The organism is Ramlibacter pinisoli, assembly GCF_009758015.1.
GTDB classification, from domain to species: Bacteria; Pseudomonadota; Gammaproteobacteria; order Burkholderiales; family Burkholderiaceae_C; genus Ramlibacter; species Ramlibacter pinisoli.
The window spans coordinates 315879-334247 of the sequence record NZ_WSEL01000003.1 but is presented as its reverse complement, the minus strand read 5'-3'; the positions used below and the strand labels follow the sequence as shown (position 1 = coordinate 334247).

Below are 18369 nucleotides of genomic sequence, written 5' to 3'. Positions count from 1 at the left end.
CTCAACCGCGTACGGCTTGGAGCAGGCTGGAGGTGAGGTCGGGCAGCGCCAACGCGCAACCCCGCGCGCGCCGGGCCGGTTCCTGCCAGGCGTCGATGGCCAGGCCGTGCCACGGCTGGCCGGGCTGGTTCCAGGCCGCGTGCAGCCGGCGCAGCGCCTCAGGTGCCTGCGACCACGCCAGGAAGGCCTCGAGCTTGTCCAGGTGCACGCCGTCATCCTGCGGGTAGATGTTCCAGGCGAACGGCTTGCCGGCCCACAGCGCACGCACCAGCGAATCCTCGCCGCGCACGAAATTGAAGTCGCAAGCCCAGAGCAACTCGTCGAATCCGGGTTGTGTCAGCAGCGGCAACCAATGGACCGTGAGGGCCCCGGTGCCTTGCCCGGCGCCCAGCAGGCCGCCGTCGAGCAGGTCCCGGACGGCCGCTGCCGCCCGGCCGGCAGTGACCAGCAGGCGCGTCGGGTGCGGGCCGCGGGCCAGGTCTTGCAACAGGCCGGGCAATCCCGGCGGCTCGTAGCAGAACAGGCTCACCAGGCGGTCGCCGGCGGCCTCGATGCCATGGCTGCGCAGCCAGGCGTCGCGGTCGAAGCCGGCCTGCCGCGCCCGCAGGTCGGGCTCGCGCAGCAGGCCGCCGGTGTCGGCCGCGAAGCCCGGGTAGAAGAAGCGCTTGGTCAGGCCGGCGGCCGGCCCCGCCAGCACGGGCGAGGGCAGGCCGTGGCAGCGCTCGACCCAGTCCTCGGCCGACAGGTATTCGAGGTTCAGCCAGGCCGGCTGGCGGCCCGTGCGGCGCGCGCATTCCGCGATCGCGGCTTGGAAGGCCTCGTCGAGCTCGCAGCCGAAGGCCTCGACCACCACGTCCGCCGGCGCGGCATCGATGGGGCCGTCCCAGCGGTGGACTTCCACGCCTGGCCGGCCTCCGGGTGCCATCCAGTCCAGAGCGCCGGGGTCGTCGACCCACAGCCTCACGGCTTCGCCCCGGCCACCGAGATCGGCGGCCAGCCGCCAGCACACGCCGATGTCACCGTGGTTGTCGATGACCCGGCAGAAGATGTCCCACTGCATGGAGCCGGGATAATAAGCAGCCCATGACTTCCGAACGCGGCGTGCATTCCGACCAGCTGTTGTCCGAGGTGGCCGCGCTGCCGCAGCTGCCCGGCGTCTACCGCTACTTCGATGCCGACGGCGGCGTGCTCTACGTGGGCAAGGCCCGCAACCTCAAGAAGCGCGTCTCCAGCTATTTCCAGAAGAACCACGGTGGCACGCGCATCGGCCACATGATCTCGCGCATCGCCCGCATGGAGACGACGGTCGTCCGCTCCGAGGCCGAGGCGCTGCTGCTCGAGAACAATCTCATCAAGGCGCTCAATCCGCGCTTCAACATCCTCTTTCGGGACGACAAGAGCTACCCGTACCTGAAGATCCACGGCGCGCCGGACAAGGCCGGGTTCGACGAGGCCGGAACCGGCGCGCAGACGGCGGCGGTGTTCCCGCGGGTCGCGTATTACCGCGGAGCGGTCGACCGCAAGCACCGCTACTTCGGCCCCTACCCCAGCGCCTGGGCGGTCAAGGAATCGATCCAGCTGCTGCAGAAGGTGTTCCGGCTGCGCACCTGCGAGGACACGGTGTTCGCCAACCGCACCCGGCCCTGCCTGCTGTACCAGATCAAGCGCTGCTCCGGGCCTTGCGTGCAGCTCGTCACCCCCGAGGCCTACCGCGAGGACGTGCGCAACGCCGAGGCCTTCCTGCGCGGCGACACCCAGGCCGTGCTGGCGCAACTCGAGCAGCGGATGCTCGCCCACGCGGAAAAGCTGCAGTTCGAGCAGGCGGCGGAACTGCGCAACCAGATGGCCGCGCTGTCGAAGGTGCTGCACCAGCAGTCGGTGGACACCGGCTCCGACAAGGACGTTGACATCCTGGCCGTGAAGGTGCAGGGCGGCAAGGCCTGCGTCAACCTGGCCATGGTGCGCGGCGGACGCCACCTGGGCGATCGGCCGTATTTCCCGTCCCACGTGGAGGACGCCACCGTGGTGCAGGACTTCGACGACGCGCAGGACGAGGTGCAGGCGCAGCCGGTCGAGGTGCAGGTTCTGGAGGCGTTCATCGCGCAGCACTACATCGGCGTGCCGGTGCCGCCGGCCCTCATCACCAGCGTGCCGGTCGCGCGCGAACTGGTGGAAGCTCTCACGGTCCAGTCCGGCATCCGCGTCTCGGCCGTACACAACCCCCGCGAACAGCGCCGGCTGTGGCTGGAGATGGCCGAAAAGAACGCCGCCATCCAGCTGGCCCGCCTGCTGGCCGAGGAAGGGTCGCAGCAGGCACGCACGCGAGCGCTGGCGGACGCCCTGGACCTGGAGCCCGACGATCTGGATGGCTTCTGCGTCGAATGCTTCGACATCTCGCACACCGCGGGCGAGGCCACGCAGGCTTCGTGCGTCGTGTTCCACCACCACAAGATGCAGAACGCGGAGTACCGCCGCTTCAATATCGACGGCATCACGCCAGGTGACGATTACGCAGCCATGCGCCAGGTGCTCACCCGCCGCTACGCGCGGCTGGCCGAGACCGGGCGCGATTCGCCCGATGCCTCGCCCCCGGCCGAAGGGCTCGAGCAGCCCGTGGCGCCGGAGGTCGAAGCCGCACCTGACCAGGGCGGCGCGGACCAGACAGGGGAAGCGAAGCCGAAGAAGACGTATCGCGGCGGCGCCACCCGCCTGCCGGATCTGGTGCTGGTGGACGGCGGCCGGGGGCAGGTGAGCATGGCGCGCGAGGTGTTCGCCGAGCTCGGCCTCGACCTGTCGGTCATCGTCGGGGTGGAGAAGGGCGAAGGCCGCCGGGTGGGACTGGAGGAGCTCGTGTTCGCCGACGGCCGCGAGAAGGTCTACCTGGGCAAGGATTCGGCGGCGCTGATGCTGGTGGCGCAGATCCGCGACGAGGCGCACCGCTTCGCCATCACCGGCATGCGCGCGCGCCGCGCCAAGGTGCGCGTGGGCGGCAGCAAGCTCGAGGACATCCCGGGCATCGGCGCCAAGAAGCGCGCGCGGCTGCTGCAGCGCTTCGGCGGCATCCGCGGCGTGGCATCGGCGGGTGTGGACGACATCGCGGCGGTCGAAGGGATCGGCCGCGACCTGGCAGAGGAGATCTACCGTGCGCTTCACTAGATGGTTGGCCGGCGCGTGGGCCGGCCTGTTGGCGGCTTGCAGCGGACCCTTGACGCTGCCGTCCGTCGGCGGCTTTCCCGGTAGCGCCGGCGGCACGCAGTCGGCCGCCGGCGCGGTCCTGCCGTCCGATCCGTCGGCGGCGAGAGACTGGGACGAGTACAGGTTGCGCGCTGCGCGCCGCATCCAGGTCGCCAGCGCCGGTGAAACGTTCGCGGGCGCGCTGCCCGATCCGCTGCAGTCCATTCCCGTCCTGCAGGTGCAGTTGAACCGGGACGGTTCGGTGCGGGAAATCCTGGTGCTGCGCGTGCCTGGCCAGTCGCCGCAGACGGTGGAGATGGCGTCCAGGGCGATCCGCCGGGCTGCACCGTTCGGATCGGTCGCGCACCTGCCGCGGCCCTGGCAGTTCAACGAGACCTTCCTCTACAACCGGGAGCTGAAATTCCAGTTGCGCACGCTGGTCGAGGCGCCGTAGATCGCGCCGCGGAGCGCCATGCCAGAATCGCGCCCATGTTTTTCACAGTTCCGACGATCCTGACCTGGACTCGCATCGTCGCGATTCCGCTGATCGTCGGGGTGTTCTACCTGGGGTTGCCGCACCCGATCCAGAATCTGATTGCGACGGTGATGTTCGTCACCTTCGCGTTGACCGACTGGCTGGACGGCTTCCTGGCCCGGCGTTTGAACCAGACCTCGGCGTTCGGCGCCTTCCTCGACCCGGTGGCCGACAAGTTCCTGGTCTGCGCATCCCTGCTGGTCCTGGTGCACCTGAAGCGCGCCGATGTGTTCGTGGCGCTGATCATCATCGGCCGCGAGATCGCCATCTCCGCGCTGCGCGAGTGGATGGCGCAGATCGGGGCATCCCGCAGCGTGGCGGTCCACATGCTGGGCAAGGTGAAGACGACCGTGCAGATGGTCGCCATCCCGTTCCTGCTGTTCGACGGCAACCTGTTCGGGATCATCGACACCGGGCTGTGGGGCCACTGGTTGATCTGGCTGGCCGCCATCCTGACGGTCTGGTCGATGGCGTACTACCTGCGCAAGGCCCTGCCCGAGATCCGCAAGCGGGTGAAGTAGCCAATCGATGCCGTCACCTTCCCGCCAGGACGCGCTGGTGCGGGCGATGCCCGCCGTCTTCGTGGTGATCTGGGCCACGGGCTTCATCGTGGCCCGGTACGGCATGCCGCATTCGCCGCCGCTGAAGTTCCTGTCGATGCGCTATGCGCTGTCCTCGGCCTGCTTCCTCGCCTGGGCCGTGCTCGCCCGCGCGGCCTGGCCGCGCGATCGTGTGCAGGGGCTGCACCTGGCGATCACCGGCATCCTGATGCACGCCGGCTACCTGGGAGGCGTCTGGGCTGCCGTCAAGGACGGCATGGGCGCCGGCCTGGCGGCATTGCTGGTGGGACTGCAGCCGGTGCTCACGGCCTTCTGGATTGCGGCCCAGGGCGGGCGGGTGAGCCGGCGGCAGTGGTCGGGCCTGGCCCTGGGTCTCGCCGGCCTGCTGCTGGTGGTGTGGCAGAAACTCGGGTTCGGCGAGGTGCATCCCGCCAATTTGGCCTGCGCGCTGGTGGCGCTGCTCTCGATCACCGCCGGAACGCTCTACCAGAAGCGCTACGTGGCGCCGTGCGACGTGCGCACCGCCAACCTGGTGCAATTGCTCGCCGCGCTGGCACTCACCTTGCCGCTGGCGCTACTGCTCGAGAGCGAACCGATGGCCTGGCAGGCGGCCAGCGGCGGCTTCAACGTGGAGCTCGCCGGCGCGATGGCGTGGTCGGTGCTCGGGCTCACGCTGGGCGGCAGTTCCCTGCTGTACCTCCTGATCCAGCGCGGCGCCGCAACCACCGTCACCAGCCTGATGTACCTGGTGCCGCCGACCACCGCCCTGATGGCGTGGGCGCTGTTCGGCGAGGCCATCACCCCGGTCATCGTCGCGGGTGTCGCGCTCACGGCCGTCGGCGTGAGCCTGGTCGTGCGGTCACCGGCGCCGCCTTCGGCGTCCACGGCTCGGTCCTGAACTGGTCGGCCAGGAAATCGACGAGCAGCCGGATGCGCCGGGGCGTCGTCGGTGTGTGCGGCGCGAGCCAGTGGATGTCGGCATCCACCATCGCATGGCCCGGCAGCACCCGCACGAGCTCGCCGGTGGCCAGCAGGCCGGCGATGTCCCAGAGGCTGCGCAGCATGATGCCGTGGCCCGCCAGGCACCAGTCGCGGACCAGCTCGCCGGAGTTGCTGGACAGCCGGCCTGCGACGCGAACGCGCACCTCGCCGCGGTCGCGCTCGCGCTGCAACCGCCAGACGTCGAAGCGCTCGCTTTCCCGCACGACCAGGCATTCGTGCGAGGCCAGCTCCTCCACCGTCAGGGGTGTTCCGCGGCGCTGCAGGTACTCGGGGGCGGCCACCAGCACCCGCTGGTTGCGTGCCAGCCGGCGCCCCGTCCATTCGCTGGCACGCTGGCCGCGCACCGACCACAGCCAGACGGCGCCGTCGTAGCCTTCCACCGCAAGGTCGGGAAGCCGTTCGGTCAACTGCAACTGCACCTCGATGCGGGGGTGGCGGGAGGCGAACTGCGCGAGGGCAGGGCCGAGCCAGGACCGGCCGAAGCCGAAGGTGCTGGCCAGACGGATACGACCGACGGGGTCCTTCTGGCGCTCCTGCAGGTCGGTCTCGAGGTCGGCGAAGCCGGACAGCAGCCGTCCGGCCCGATCGCACAACTGCTCGCCTTCTGCCGTCGGGACGACCTTGCGCGTCGTGCGCTGGAACAGCTGCAGGCCGATCCGGGCCTCCAGCGCAGCCAGCCGCTTGGTGACCACCGAGGGAACGACGTCCGCCGCGGACGCTGCTCCCGACAAGCTGCCGTGCTGGCGGATGGCCAGCAGCAATTCCAGGTCGGAGCGGTCGAGGCGGGCCTTCATCATTGCCATTGCGGAAAGAATCGATTGCCCGATTATTGCTTGATGCTGCAGGGGGCCGGATGCCAGAATCGACGGGTGCTGCAAGGATTCGAACCACGCCAGGTCAACCGCGACGGGATCGCGCTGCACGTGCGCGTCGGAGGCGCCGGCACACCCTTGCTGCTGCTGCACGGCCATCCCCAGTCGATGGCGATGTGGCACCGCGTCGCGCCTGAGCTGGCGCAGCGGCATCGCGTCGTCCTGATGGACCTGCGGGGTTATGGCGATTCGGGCCGCCCGCCGGCCGGGGAAGGCAGCGCCGCCTACAGCAAGCGCGAGATGGCACGCGACGGTCTGCACGTGATGCGAGCGCTCGGGTACGAGCGCTTCCAGGTGCTGGCGCACGACCGCGGCGCGCGCGTGGCGCACCGGCTGGCGGCCGACGCGCCGGAGGCCGTCGAACGGCTGCTGCTGCTGGACATCGCGCCGACGCTGGCCATGTACGAGAACACCTCGCAGGCGTTCGCGCTGGCGTACTGGCACTGGTTCTTCCTCGTCCAGCCGTCCCCGTTGCCCGAGGCGCTGATCGACACCGACCCGGTGCGCTACCTGCGCAGCGTCATGGGCGCGCGGCACGCCGGCCTGGCCGCCTTCGCGCCGGAGGCGCTGGCGGAGTACGAGCGTTGCATCGCACGGCCCGGCACCGCGCAGTCGATCTGCGCTGACTACCGGGCCTCGGCCGGCATCGACCTGGCGCATGATCGCGCCGACGTGGCCGCTGGCCGCCGGTTGTCCCAGCCGCTGCGCGTGCTGTGGGGCGAGCACGGTGCCGTGGGGCGGAATTTCGACGTGCTCGCGCTCTGGCGCGAGCGGGCCGCGACGGTGGAGGGGAAGTCCCTGCCGTGCGGACACTACATTGCGGAAGAGGCGCCGCAGGCCCTGTTGGGCGAAGCGCTGCAGTTTTTCAGGAGCACACCATGAGCAAGAAGAGGATCGCAGTCATCGCCGGCGACGGCATCGGCAAGGAAACCATGCCCGAGGGCGTGCGGGTCATGGAGGCGGCGGCCTCGAAGTTCGGCATCGACCTGCAGTTCGACCATTTCGACTTCTCGTGCTGGGACTATTGCGAGAAGCACGGCAAGTACATGCCGGACGACTGGAAGGAGCAGATCGGCGGCCACGACGCCATCTTCTTCGGTGCCGTCGGCTGGCCCGAGAAGATCGCCGACCACACGTCCCTGTGGCAGTCGCTGCTGCTGTTCCGCCGCGAGTTCGACCAGTACATCAACCTGCGGCCGGCCCGCCTGATGCCCGGCATCATCGCGCCCGTGGTGCGCCGCGACGGCACGGCCCGCCAGCCCGGCGAGATCGACATGTACATCGTGCGTGAGAACACCGAGGGCGAGTACTCCAGCATCGGCGGCCGCATGTATGCCGGCACCGAGCGCGAACTCGTCATGCAGGAGAGCGTGTTCTCCCGCGTGGGTGTCGACCGCGTGCTGAAGTTCGCCTTCGAGCTTGCCCAGTCGCGGCCCAAGAAGCACCTGACCAGCGCCACCAAGTCCAACGGCATCGCGATCACCATGCCGTACTGGGACGAGCGCGTGGCGGAGATGGCCAAGGCCTACCCGGGGGTGAAACTGGACAAGTTCCACATCGACATCCTCACCGCCCACTTCGTGCAGCGGCCCGACTTCTTCGACGTGGTGGTGGCCAGCAACCTGTTCGGCGACATCCTCAGCGACCTGGGCCCGGCCTGCACCGGCACCATCGGCATCGCGCCGAGCGCCAACCTGAACCCGGACCGCAAGTTCCCCTCGTTGTTCGAGCCGGTCCACGGGTCGGCACCCGACATCGCGGGGCGCGGTATCGCCAACCCGATCGGGCAGATCTGGTGCGGCGCGATGATGCTGGAATTCCTCGGGTACAAGGAGGCGCACGACGCCGTGCTGCGCACCATCGAGAAGGTGCTCGACCCCAAGTCCGGTGCGCCCAAGACCCCCGACATCGGCGGCAAGGCCAGCACCGGCGACCTGGGCCGGGCGATCGCCAGCGCCCTCTGAAAGGCCGCTGAATCCGCGCGGCTGCGTGCCGCGTGACAAAGTGGCGCGGGACCCCTCGGCCCGCGCCTACCACCCCCGTACCACCGGCATGGCGCCGCCGGGAATGCGCGGCCGCCGTGTTGTAAACCTGCCAACGTGATTGACAGGGGGTAGGGGCCATGGCTCTAATTCAGCGACCAGTGGCTCACGGCCGCGGCACGAACGTCTCCCCATCCTGGCACCTCCAGCACCGCAGATGCGGCGCGCCAGGGTCGGGAGACAAAAATTTTTCGAAGACACGACCTGTCCAACACTTTCTCTCAACGAGGGGCTCTTGTGAACAAAACCGAACTGATCGAGCACATCGCCAAACACGCCGACATCTCGAAAGCCGCGGCCACGCGCGCGCTGGAGTCGATGATCGGCGCCGTCAAGACGACGCTGAAGAAGGGCGGCTCGGTGTCGCTGGTGGGTTTCGGCACGTTCGCCGTCGGCAAGCGTGCGGCTCGCAGCGGTCGCAATCCCCGTACCGGCGCGCAGATTAAAATCAAGGCCGCCAAGGTGCCCAAGTTCCGTCCCGGCAAGGCGCTCAAGGATGCGCTGAACTGAAGATGGCGCGTCGGTGGGGTGCTTAGCTCAGCTGGCAGAGCGGCGCCCTTACAAGGCGTAGGTCGGCGGTTCGATCCCGTCAGCACCCACCAACCAGCGAAGGCGAACGGATGTTCGCCTTTTGTTTTTTCCGGCGCACCCGCGATCCGTCATCCGGCGGACCCAAGTTTTTGATTCGAGAGCCGCGCAATGTTCGATTTCGTCCGCAAGCACACCCGGGTGATGCAGATCCTGCTGTTTCTGCTGATCTTCCCTTCCTTCGTGCTGTTCGGCCTGGAAGGCTACAACCGCTACCAGGAGAAGGGGCCCACGGTCGCGAAGGTCGATGGCCAGACCATCACGCAGTCGCAGTGGGATGCCGAGCACAAGTCCGAGGTGGACAAGATGCGCCAGCAGATTCCCAACCTGGACCCCAAGCTGCTCGATTCCCCGGCGGCGCGTTACGCGACACTCGAACGCATGGTGCGTGACCGCGTGCTCGCCGCCGCCGCCGCCAAGTCCCGGCTGCAGGCCAGCGACCAGCGCCTGGCCCGCGAACTGCAGTCCAACGAAGTCATCGCGTCGCTGCGGGGCAAGGACGGCCGCCTGGACATGGAGCGCTACAGGCAGCTGCTGGGCGCCCAGGGCCTGTCGCCGCAGCAGTTCGAGGAGCAGGTGCGGGCCGACCTGGGGTCGCGCCAGGTGCTGGCCGGCGTCGTCGGCTCCGGTTTCGGCGCGCCGGCACAGGCCAACGTGTCGCTGGCCGCGTTCTTCGACAAGCGCGAGGTGCAGGTGGCCCGCTTCGACCCGGCCGACTACGCGGCCAAGGTGAACCCGTCGCCGGCCGACATCGAGGCCTACTACAAGGCCAATCCGCAGCAGTTCCAGGCGCCGGAGCAGGCCTCCATCGAATACGTGGTCCTGGACCTCGACACGGTGAAGAAGGGCATCACGCTGAACGAGCAGGATCTCAAGACGTACTACGAGCAGAACGCGGCCCGCCTGGCCAGCCAGGAAGAGCGCCGCGCGAGCCACATCCTCGTCGCCGTTCCCAAGGGCGCGTCGCAGGCCGACAAGGACAAGGCACGGGCCCGCGCCCAGGAACTGGCCGACGCGGCGCGCAAGGCGCCGCAGACGTTCGGTGACCTGGCCAAGAAGAACTCGCAGGACCCCGCTTCCGCCGCCAACGGGGGCGATCTCGAATGGTCGGCGCGCGGCGGCTTCGCGAGCAAGGCACTCGAGGACGCGGTGTTCTCGCTGAAGAAGGGCGACGTCGCGGCCAGCCCGGTCGAGACGGAGTTCGGCTGGCACGTGGTGATGCTCACCGACGTGCGTGCGCCGCAGCAGAAGTCGTTCGAGCAGATGCGCCCCGAACTGGAGACCGAGGTGCGCAGGCAACAGGCGCAGAAGAAGTTCGCCGAGACGGCCGACACGTTCAGCAATGCGGTCTACGAGGCCTCCGATGGTTTCAAGTCGGTCGCCGAGCGGTTCAAGACGGACGTGAAGACCGCCACCAACGTCCGCCGCACGCCGGCCGCGCCGTCCAAGGACCTGCTGGCCAACCCGAAGCTGCTGGCCGCCGTGTTTTCGCCCGAGAGCATCGAGAGGAAGCGCAACACGGAGGCGGTCGAGACGGCGTCCAACCAGCTGGTGTCCGCCCGCATCGTGCAGTACAGCCCGGCGCGCACGCTGCCGCTGGCCGACGTGCAGGACGAGGTGCGAAAGCGCGTCGTGGCGGCCAAGGCCGCCGAACTGGCCCGCAAGGAAGGCGCCGACAAGCTGGCCGCCTGGAAGGCCAACCCGGCCGCCGCGACCCTGCCGCAAGCAGTGGTGGTGTCCCGGGAGGATCCGGCCAAGCAGCCCGCCGCCGTCGTCGAGGCGGCCCTTCGTGCCGACACGTCGGCCCTGCCGGTGCTGGCCGGGGTGGACCTGGCCGAGCAGGGCTATGCGATCGTCAAGGTAGCCAAGCAGGTGCAGCGGCCGGCCCCCGAGCCGGCGCAGGCCAAGGAAGAAGCGGCCCAGTACGGCCGCTGGTGGAGCAATGCCGAGGCGCTGGCCTACTACGACCTGCTCAAGGAACGCTTCAAGGCCCAGATCGTGATTCCCAAGCCGGCCCGCGATGCGACCGAGACCGCAACACGCTGAGCCGAAGGCCCTCCAGCCCCGGCTATAATCACGGGCTTCGACGGTGGCTGTAGCTCAGTTGGTAGAGTCCCAGATTGTGATTCTGGTTGTCGTGGGTTCGAGTCCCATCAGCCACCCCAGACTCTCGTGAAAAAGCCGGTCCCCTGGACCGGCTTTTTTCTTGGGCGCCAGCGCGCTCAGTCGTTCACCATCACCAGCTTGCCCTTGACCGCCCGCGATCCCATGTGGGCGTAGGCCTGCTTGAGCTGCGCCATCGGCATGGTGCGGTCGATCACCGGTTTCACCTTGCCCTGTGCGTACCAGCCGGCCAGTTCGGCCATCATGGCCGCGTTGGCCTTGGGCTCGCGGCGGGCGAAGTCGCCCCAGAACACGCCGACGATGGAGGCCCCCTTGAGCAGCGCCAGGTTGAGCGGCAGGGACGGGATGGGCCCGGCGGCGAAGCCCACCACCAGGTAGCGCCCGCGCCAGGCGATCGAGCGGAAGGCCGGCTCGGCGAAGTCGCCGCCCACCGGGTCGTAGATGACGTCGGGGCCCTTGCCGTCGGTGGCTGCCTTGATCGCGTCGCGCAGGTTGCCCTGGCCGTAGTTGATGGTGGCGTCGGCGCCCAGCGAGGCGCACAGCGCGCACTTGTCGTCGGTGGAGGCGGCGGCGATCACCCGGGCCCCCATGGCCTTGGCGATCTGGATGGCCGCAGTACCGACGCCGCCGGCCGCGCCGAGCACCAGCACGGTTTCGCCGGCCTTGAGCTGTGCGCGGTCGACGAGGGCGTGGTGCGAGGTGGCGTAGATCATGATGAAGGCCGCCGCGTCGACGAACGGGAAACCGTCCGGCAGCGGCATGCACAGGGGCGCCGGCGCGAGGGTGTGGGTCGCGAAGCCGCCGGTGCCCGACAGGCAGGCCACGCCCTGGCCGACCTTCAGCTGCGTGACACCTTCGCCCACGGCCTCGACCACGCCGGCGTACTCGGATCCGGGCACGAAGGGCAGGGGCGGCTTGTGCTGGTACTTGTTCTGGACGATCAGCAGGTCGGGGAAGTTCAGGCTGGCTGCCTTGATGGCCACCCGCACCTCGCCCGGTTTCGGCTCGGGCGTGGGCAGTTCCTTCCATTGCAGCGCGTCGACGCCGACGGGGTTCTCGCACAACCAGGCATGCATGGCGTTCTCCTTCGCGAAAGCGCGCCATCTTAGGTGCGGCGCCGCAACGGTCGATGTCCCAGCGGCGACCCCACCCCTACAATCGAACGCAGGCCGCCTGCTTCCATGAAGATCCTCCTCTCCAACGACGACGGTTACCAGGCGCCGGGCCTCGTGGCCCTGCACGCCGCGCTGCGGGACCTCGCGGACGTCGAGGTCATCGCCCCCGAGCACAACAACAGTGCCAAGTCCAACGCGCTGACCCTCCATTCGCCCCTGTCCGTGCATGGCGCGGCCAACGGGTTCCGGTATGTCAACGGCACGCCGGCCGATTGCGTCCACATCGCGCTCACCGGTCTGCTCGAGCAGCCGCCCGACCTGGTCGTGAGCGGCATCAACAACGGCGCCAACATGGGCGACGACACCATCTATTCCGGGACCGTGGGCGCGGCCATGGAGGGCTACCTGTTCGGCATCCCGGCCATCGCGTTCTCGCTCGTCGACAAGGGCTGGGCGAACCTGGACGCCGCCGCCGCCAAGGCGCGCGAACTGGTCCAGGGCATCCTGGCCGGCGGCCTCGACCCGAACCGGCCGTTCCTGCTGAACGTCAATGTGCCCAACCGGGCCCTGGCCGACATCGGCCCGTTCGAGGTCTGCCGCCTGGGTCGGCGCCATGCGGCCGAGAAAGTGATCGCGCAGGCGAGCCCCCATGGCGACACCCTGTACTGGATCGGTGGCGCCGGGCTGCCCAAGGACGGTGCGGACGGCACCGACTTCCATGCCACGGCCCAGGGCAGGGTCTCCGTCACGCCCTTGCACGTCGACCTGACCGAGCACGCGAAGCTGCCCGACTGGACAGAACGCGTCCGTCGCTTCGCGCCCACCCGATGACGCGCCGCCCCGGTTTTCCGGCCCGGCTGGACCTCACCCCGGCCGTCGCGCCGGCGGCGGGCCGCGCCAGGCCAGTGCCGGCCACTCGGCCGGTCGTGGCGCCGCAGGGCGTCGGGCTCGACTCGGGTGCCGTGCGCGCGCGCATGGTGACTCGGCTGGCCGCCGGCGGTCTGGCCGACAGCCGCGTGCTGGCCGCCATGGGAGCGGTCGATCGGCACCGCTTCGTCGACAGTGCGCTGGCCAACCAGGCCTACGAGGACACCAGCCTGCCCATCGGCCTGGGCCAGACCATCTCCAAGCCGAGCGTGGTCGCGCGCATGGCCGAGCTGCTGCTGGCCGGCACGCCGTCGGGCCGGCTGGGCCGCGTGCTGGAGGTCGGGACGGGCTGTGGTTTCCAGGCCGCCGTGCTGGCGCACCTTGCGAAGGAGGTCTACAGCATCGAGCGGCTGCGTGGCTTGCACGACAAGGCCCGCGAGAACCTGCGGCCCCTGCGGCTCGCCAACGTGCACCTGCTGTTCGGCGATGGCATGCAGGGCTTCGCCAAGGGGGCCCCGTATGCGGGCATCATCGCGGCGGCTGGCGGCGACGCTGTCCCCGATGCCTGGATCGAGCAGCTCGCCGTGGGCGGCCGCATCGTCGCCCCCACGCTGATGCCCGACGGACGCCAGGCACTGGTCGTGCTGGAGAAGGGCGCGCGCGAGCTGCGCCGCACCATTCTTGAGACCGTTCTGTTTGTCCCCCTAAAATCCGGCATCGCATGACAGAACGATCGACCACACTCGGGACCTTCAGGTCTGGTACGGGCGCACTGCTGGTCTTGACCGCACTGGTGCTGGCCGGCTGCGCGTCCAAGACGCGGGCACCGGCCCCGGTGGAGGACCGCAGTGGAGGTGCCCGCCCCCCTGCGGCCACGGCCCCTGCCGTGCTCGCGGATCCCACGCGCCCCCTGCCACTGCCCGGCACGGAAAACGCCGGCAAGCCCGGGTACTACACGGTTCGCCAGGGCGATACCCTGATCCGCATCGCGCTCGAGCATGGCCAGAACTGGCGCGATGTCGTGCGCTGGAACGGTCTCGACAACCCGAACGTGATCGAAGTCGGGCAGGTGCTGCGCGTGCAGCCGCCGGAGGTGGCCGTGGCCCGTCCGGTGCAGGCCGCCAGCGTGGCGGCCACGCCGGTGCCCCCGGCCAGCTCGGCGTCGCAGCCGGTCGCCGCCGCCTCGCAGCCGGCGTCCTCGGCCAGCGCCACGCGCACCACCTCGACCACCGCGACCGGAACAGCCACCACCGCGGCCCCCGTGGTGGCGGCGGCAGCGCCCCAACCCGCCCCGCAGCCCCAGACGCCCGACGACAACGTGTCCTGGGGCTGGCCGGCGCCGGGCAATACCGCGGTGCTGGCGTCCTTCGACGAGGTGAAGAACAAGGGCCTGGACATCGCAGGCAAGCTCGGCGACCCGGTCCTGGCTGCCGCCGACGGCCGGGTGGTCTATGCCGGCGCCGGCCTGCGTGGTTACGGCAACCTGATCATCCTGAAGCACAACAACACTTATCTCACCGCCTACGCGCACAACCAGACGCTGCTGGTCAAGGAAGACCAGACGGTGCGCCGGGGCCAGAAGATCGCCGAAATGGGGTCCAGCGACACCGATCGGGTCAAGCTCCACTTCGAGATCCGGCGCCAAGGCAAGCCCGTGGATCCCGTCGCTTTCCTGCCGAGGTAACGATGGCCCGCAAGCGCAACGGACAAGGCAGTTCGCCTGATCCGGGCGCGGTGGGGCAGGGTGTGCCGTTGCCGGCCGACGAGCCGACCGGCAACGGCTCGGAATCGACCGAAATACCCATCCGCGAGATCGTGGCCGACCTGGCCGGCGAGTCCAGCGACACCCTCACCCTCTACCTGCGGGACGTTCGCCGCACCGAGCTGTTCACCCCGCAGGAGGAGTTCGAGACCGCCACCCGGGCGCGCGGTGGCGACTTCGCAGCCCGGCAGTCCATGATCGAGCACAACCTCAGGCTGGTCGTGAGCATCGCCAAGGGGTACCTGGGCCGCGGGGTTCCACTGTCCGACCTCATCGAGGAGGGCAACCTCGGCCTGATGCACGCCATTGAGAAGTTCGAGCCCGAACGGGGCTTCCGCTTCTCGACCTATGCCACCTGGTGGATCCGCCAGTCCGTCGAGCGCGCCGTGATGAACCAGGGTCGCACCATCCGACTGCCGGTGCACGTGGTGCGCGAGTTGCAGCAGGTGTTGCGGGCCCGCCGGACGCTCGAGAACGACTCGGCCTTCCAGGCTTCCCGCGCCACCGCCGGCGGCGACGGCGTGCGGGTCGAGGACGTGGCTGCCTTGCTGGGCCGCAACGTGCAGGAAGTCGCCGACCTGCTGGCCCTGGCGGAAACGCCGCGCTCGCTCGACGCCACGGTCGACCGCACCGAGGACGAGCACACCCTGGGCGACTCCATCGCCGACGAACTGGCGGTCGATCCGACCGGCGTCACGCAGAACCACGAGGTCGAGCGGCTGCTCGCCAACTGGATCGACACCCTGTCGGGGCGCGAGAAGGAAGTGCTCGAAGGGCGCTTCGGCCTGCACGACCGCGAACCCGAGACGCTGGAGGTGCTGAGCGAGCGCCTGGGCCTCACGCGCGAACGCGTGCGCCAGATCCAGAACGAGGCCCTGCTCAAGCTCAAGCGCCACATGGTGCGCAACGGCATCACCCGCGAAGCGCTGTTCTAGCGTCTCGCCGCTTCTTGCGCTCACTACGTCTGGCGGGTCGCGGCCGAACCCTCCCCCTCCGGGGGAGGGCAGGGTGGGGGTTCCTGAAGCGGCCGCAGGCCAACTCATGATGGGGCACTGCTACAGTGCCCCATCATGAGTTGGCCCGTTCTCGTCTTCGACATCGAATCCATCCCCGACGTGGCCGGCCTGCGCCTGCTGCGGGACGCGCCGGCCGACGCCAGCGATGCGCAGGTCTACGCGGCCTGGGCGCAGGAGCGCAAGGACAAGGGCCAGAGCGATTTCATGCCGCTGCACCTGCAGCGCATCCTCGTGATCAGCTGCGTCTTCCGCAACGGCGAGGGCCTGCGGGTGCACTCGTTCGTCGACCGCGACGGGGCCAGCGAGGGCAAGGTGGTGCAGAACTTCTTCCACACCGTCGAGAAGCACGTGCCCCAGCTGGTGAGCTGGAACGGCGGCGGCTTCGACCTGCCGGTGCTGCACTACCGCGGCCTGCGGCATGGGGTGGTGGCCGACAAGTACTGGGACCTCGGCGACGACGACCGGGAGTTCAAGTGGAACAACTACATCAGCCGTTACCACATGCGCCACCTGGACCTGATGGATCTGCTGGCCATGTACCAGCCGCGCGCCAGTGCGCCGCTCGATGCCATGGCCAAGCTGTGCGGCTTTCCCGGCAAGCTGGGCATGGACGGCTCGCAGGTCTACCAGGCCTACCTGGACGGCAAGCTGGAGGACATCCGCCGCTACTGCGAAACCGACGTGATGAACACCTACCTGCTGTACTGCCGCTTCCAGAAGATGCGCTCGGGCCTCACCGAAGCGGAGTACGAGCAGGAAATCGCACTCGTGAAGGGCACGCTCGGCGGGCTGGCCGAGGCCGAGCCGCACTGGCGCGAGTACCTGGCCGCCTGGGCTTGATGCCTCAGGCCGGCTGCAGCATCTCGTCATAGCCGCGGCCGCGGAATTCGAGCAGGTCGATGCCGTGGCCGAACGGATCGGCCAGGTTCGCCATCCGGCCCCAGCGCCGCTCCTGCAGTGGCCTCTCGAGCGTGGCGCCCAGCCCGACCAGGCGCTGCACGGACAGCTCGATGTCGTCGACCACGAAGTCCAGGTGCACCGGGGTCCAGTGCCGCTCGTAGCTGCGCCGCTGCGGGCGGGCATCGCCCAGCGGTGCACTGCCGGATGCTTCCACCAGCAGGTCGATCGGGCTGGCGGCGCCCAGCAGTTCGACCCAGTCGCTGCGCAGGCGGCGGCCGACCCGAAGGCCCAGGCCGTCCGTGTAGAACGCGATGCCGCGCTCCAGGTCGTCGACGTCGATGCAGATGCGCAGTTCCATGGCCACCTCCGGCGGGGGGCGCCCAGTATGGCCTGAGACAATCGGGGCATGACGGACAAGAAGGACGAGGGGGCCGCGCTGCCGGAAGGCTGGCTGGCGGTGGACGCCCTGGACATCGAGGCGCAAGGGGTCGCGCGGCGGCCCGACGGCAAGGTCGTGTTCATCGATGGGGCGCTGCCGACCGAACTGGTCAGCGCGACCGTGACACGACGCAAGAACAACTGGGAGCAGGCCCAGCTGACGGCGATCCACCGCGAGTCGTCGCAGCGCGTGCGCCCGCGCTGCCCGCATTTCGGCCTGCACGAGGGGGCGTGCGGCGGCTGCAAGATGCAGCACCTGCATCCGGGCGCGCAAGTCGCGGTCAAGCAGCGCGTGCTGGAGGACAACCTCTGGCACCTGGGCAAGGTACGTCCCGAGACGGTGTTGCGGCCGATCGAGGGACCGGCGTGGAACTACCGCTGGCGCGCCCGCTTCTCCGTGCGCCACGTGCGCAAGAAGGGCACCGTGCTGGTCGGCTTCCACGAGCGCAAGAGCCGCTACGTGGCCGACATCCGCGAGTGCCACGTGGTGCCGAAGGCGGTGAGCGACCTGCTGCTGCCCTTGCGTGCCCTGGTCGGTTCGATGGACGCCATCGAGACCTGTCCGCAGATCGAGCTGGCCTGCGGCGACGATGTCATCGCGCTGGTGCTGCGCCACCTGGAGCCGCTCAGCGCCGGCGACCTGGCCAAGCTGCGGGCGTTCGCGCGCGAGCATGCCGGCGTGCAATGGTGGCTGCAGCCCAAGGGGCCCGACACCGTCCACCTGCTGGACGAGGGCGGTCCGGAGCTGGCCTACGCACTGCCCGAGTTCGGCATCCGGATGCCGTTCCGCCCCACCGACTTCACCCAGGTCAATCCGCACGTCAACCAGGTGCTGGTCGGGCGGGCGCTGCGGCTGCTGGACGTGCAGCGGCAGGACCGGGTGATCGACTGGTTCTGCGGGCTGGGCAATTTCACGCTGCCCCTTGCGACCCGGGCGCGCGAAGTGCTCGGCATCGAGGGCAGCGAGACGCTGGTGGCGCGCTCGCGCGAGAACCTGGCCGGCAATGCCCGCCGGTGCGCCCTGGCGCCCACGAGCTTCGTGGCCCGCAACCTGTTCGAGATGACGCCGCAACTGCTGACGAGTGACGGCGTGGCCGACAAGTGGCTGGTCGATCCCCCGCGGGAAGGTGCTTTCTCGCTCGCCAAGGCGCTTGCCGACCTGTACCAGCAGCCGGAACTGGCGGCAGGCTGGACGCCGCCACACCGCATCGTCTACGTCAGCTGCAATCCGGCCACGCTGGCGCGCGATGCCGGCCTGCTGGTGCACCAGGGCGGCTACCGCTGCACGGCCGCCGGGGTGGTGAACATGTTCCCGCACACCGCCCACGTCGAGAGCATCGCGGTGTTCGAAAAAAGCGGGAGCTGAAATGGACG

At 69.3% G+C, this 18369-nt stretch carries 18 protein-coding genes and 2 tRNA genes; 16 read left to right on the top strand and 4 right to left on the bottom strand.

Annotated features, from left to right (window positions below):
* Position 1: 1 nt before the first annotated feature.
* Positions 2-1060: an elongation factor P maturation arginine rhamnosyltransferase EarP gene (gene earP, locus GON04_RS02790; RefSeq protein WP_157396473.1), complete on the bottom strand. Its 1059-nt coding sequence runs from the start codon at positions 1058-1060 to the stop codon at positions 2-4.
* A gap of 23 nt (positions 1061-1083) precedes the next feature.
* Here earP and uvrC point away from each other — a divergent pair, with 23 nt between their 5' ends.
* From uvrC to GON04_RS02770, 4 genes are read left to right on the top strand one after another with little or no spacing between them, the layout of a single operon-like run.
* The gene (gene uvrC / locus GON04_RS02785; RefSeq protein WP_157396472.1) at positions 1084-3156 is read left to right on the top strand and encodes an excinuclease ABC subunit UvrC; all 2073 of its coding nucleotides are present in this window, start codon (positions 1084-1086) and stop codon (positions 3154-3156) included.
* A gap of 4 nt (positions 3157-3160) precedes the next feature.
* A complete protein-coding gene (locus GON04_RS02780) occupies positions 3161-3628 on the top strand; it encodes a hypothetical protein (RefSeq protein WP_198349191.1) in 468 nt (155 codons plus the stop codon).
* 35 nt (positions 3629-3663) lie between these two features.
* On the top strand, positions 3664-4230 hold the full coding sequence (gene pgsA / locus GON04_RS02775) for a CDP-diacylglycerol--glycerol-3-phosphate 3-phosphatidyltransferase (protein ID WP_157396470.1): 567 nt from the start codon (positions 3664-3666) through the stop codon (positions 4228-4230).
* Positions 4231-4237: 7 nt separating this feature from the next.
* Entirely contained in the window at positions 4238-5167 is a 930-nt protein-coding gene (locus tag GON04_RS02770) for a DMT family transporter (RefSeq protein ID WP_232532936.1), read from the top strand.
* Here the strand turns inward: GON04_RS02770 and GON04_RS02765 are convergent.
* The gene (locus GON04_RS02765; RefSeq protein WP_157396469.1) at positions 5097-6068 is read right to left on the bottom strand and encodes a LysR substrate-binding domain-containing protein; all 972 of its coding nucleotides are present in this window, start codon (positions 6066-6068) and stop codon (positions 5097-5099) included. The two genes, GON04_RS02770 and GON04_RS02765, sit on opposite strands and share 71 nt — an antisense overlap.
* 39 nt (positions 6069-6107) lie before the next feature.
* On the opposite strand from GON04_RS02765, the gene GON04_RS02760 reads away from it, so the two are divergent.
* The 6 genes from GON04_RS02760 (at position 6108) to GON04_RS02735 (ending at position 10938) form a co-directional block, all read left to right on the top strand.
* Positions 6108-7025 (top strand): alpha/beta fold hydrolase, encoded by a 918-nt coding sequence (locus GON04_RS02760; RefSeq protein ID WP_157398309.1) that lies wholly within the window; start codon positions 6108-6110, stop codon positions 7023-7025.
* Positions 7022-8107, top strand: a complete 1086-nt coding sequence (locus GON04_RS02755; RefSeq protein WP_157396468.1) for a tartrate dehydrogenase — start codon at positions 7022-7024, stop codon at positions 8105-8107. The genes GON04_RS02760 and GON04_RS02755 overlap by 4 nt, the downstream gene beginning before the upstream one ends.
* Before the next feature lie 315 nt (positions 8108-8422).
* On the top strand, positions 8423-8695 hold the full coding sequence (locus GON04_RS02750; protein ID WP_013901776.1) for an HU family DNA-binding protein: 273 nt from the start codon (positions 8423-8425) through the stop codon (positions 8693-8695).
* Between the two features lie 16 nt (positions 8696-8711).
* Positions 8712-8787 (top strand) — tRNA-Val (locus GON04_RS02745).
* A 97-nt stretch (positions 8788-8884) separates the two neighbouring features.
* A complete protein-coding gene (locus GON04_RS02740) occupies positions 8885-10819 on the top strand; it encodes a SurA N-terminal domain-containing protein (RefSeq protein ID WP_157396467.1) in 1935 nt (644 codons plus the stop codon).
* A gap of 43 nt (positions 10820-10862) precedes the next feature.
* A tRNA-His gene (locus tag GON04_RS02735) sits at positions 10863-10938 on the top strand.
* A 57-nt stretch (positions 10939-10995) separates the two neighbouring features.
* Here GON04_RS02735 and GON04_RS02730 read toward each other — a convergent pair.
* Complete coding sequence (locus GON04_RS02730) at positions 10996-11973, bottom strand: NADPH:quinone oxidoreductase family protein (RefSeq protein ID WP_157396466.1); 978 nt, start codon at positions 11971-11973, stop codon at positions 10996-10998.
* 105 nt (positions 11974-12078) lie between these two features.
* Here GON04_RS02730 and surE point away from each other — a divergent pair, with 105 nt between their 5' ends.
* The 5 genes from surE to GON04_RS02705 all read left to right on the top strand — a co-directional run bounded on the left by surE (position 12079) and on the right by GON04_RS02705 (position 16497).
* Entirely contained in the window at positions 12079-12843 is a 765-nt protein-coding gene (surE, locus tag GON04_RS02725; protein ID WP_157396465.1) for a 5'/3'-nucleotidase SurE, read from the top strand.
* Complete coding sequence (locus tag GON04_RS02720) at positions 12840-13604, top strand: protein-L-isoaspartate(D-aspartate) O-methyltransferase (RefSeq protein ID WP_157396464.1); 765 nt, start codon at positions 12840-12842, stop codon at positions 13602-13604. The genes surE and GON04_RS02720 overlap by 4 nt, the downstream gene beginning before the upstream one ends.
* Positions 13601-14563: a peptidoglycan DD-metalloendopeptidase family protein gene (locus GON04_RS02715; protein ID WP_157396463.1), complete on the top strand. Its 963-nt coding sequence runs from the start codon at positions 13601-13603 to the stop codon at positions 14561-14563. Before GON04_RS02720 ends, GON04_RS02715 begins: the two co-directional genes overlap by 4 nt.
* Before the next feature lie 2 nt (positions 14564-14565).
* Positions 14566-15576, top strand: a complete 1011-nt coding sequence (rpoS, locus tag GON04_RS02710) for an RNA polymerase sigma factor RpoS (protein ID WP_157396462.1) — start codon at positions 14566-14568, stop codon at positions 15574-15576.
* 135 nt (positions 15577-15711) lie between these two features.
* The gene (locus GON04_RS02705; protein ID WP_157396461.1) at positions 15712-16497 is read left to right on the top strand and encodes a 3'-5' exonuclease; all 786 of its coding nucleotides are present in this window, start codon (positions 15712-15714) and stop codon (positions 16495-16497) included.
* Positions 16498-16501: 4 nt separating this feature from the next.
* Here the strand turns inward: GON04_RS02705 and GON04_RS02700 are convergent, their stop codons facing one another.
* Entirely contained in the window at positions 16502-16915 is a 414-nt protein-coding gene (locus GON04_RS02700; RefSeq protein WP_157396460.1) for a VOC family protein, read from the bottom strand.
* A gap of 48 nt (positions 16916-16963) precedes the next feature.
* Between GON04_RS02700 and rlmD the strand changes: the two genes are divergently transcribed.
* A complete protein-coding gene (gene rlmD / locus GON04_RS02695) occupies positions 16964-18361 on the top strand; it encodes a 23S rRNA (uracil(1939)-C(5))-methyltransferase RlmD (protein ID WP_157396459.1) in 1398 nt (465 codons plus the stop codon).
* The last annotated feature ends 8 nt before the right edge of the window (positions 18362-18369 follow it).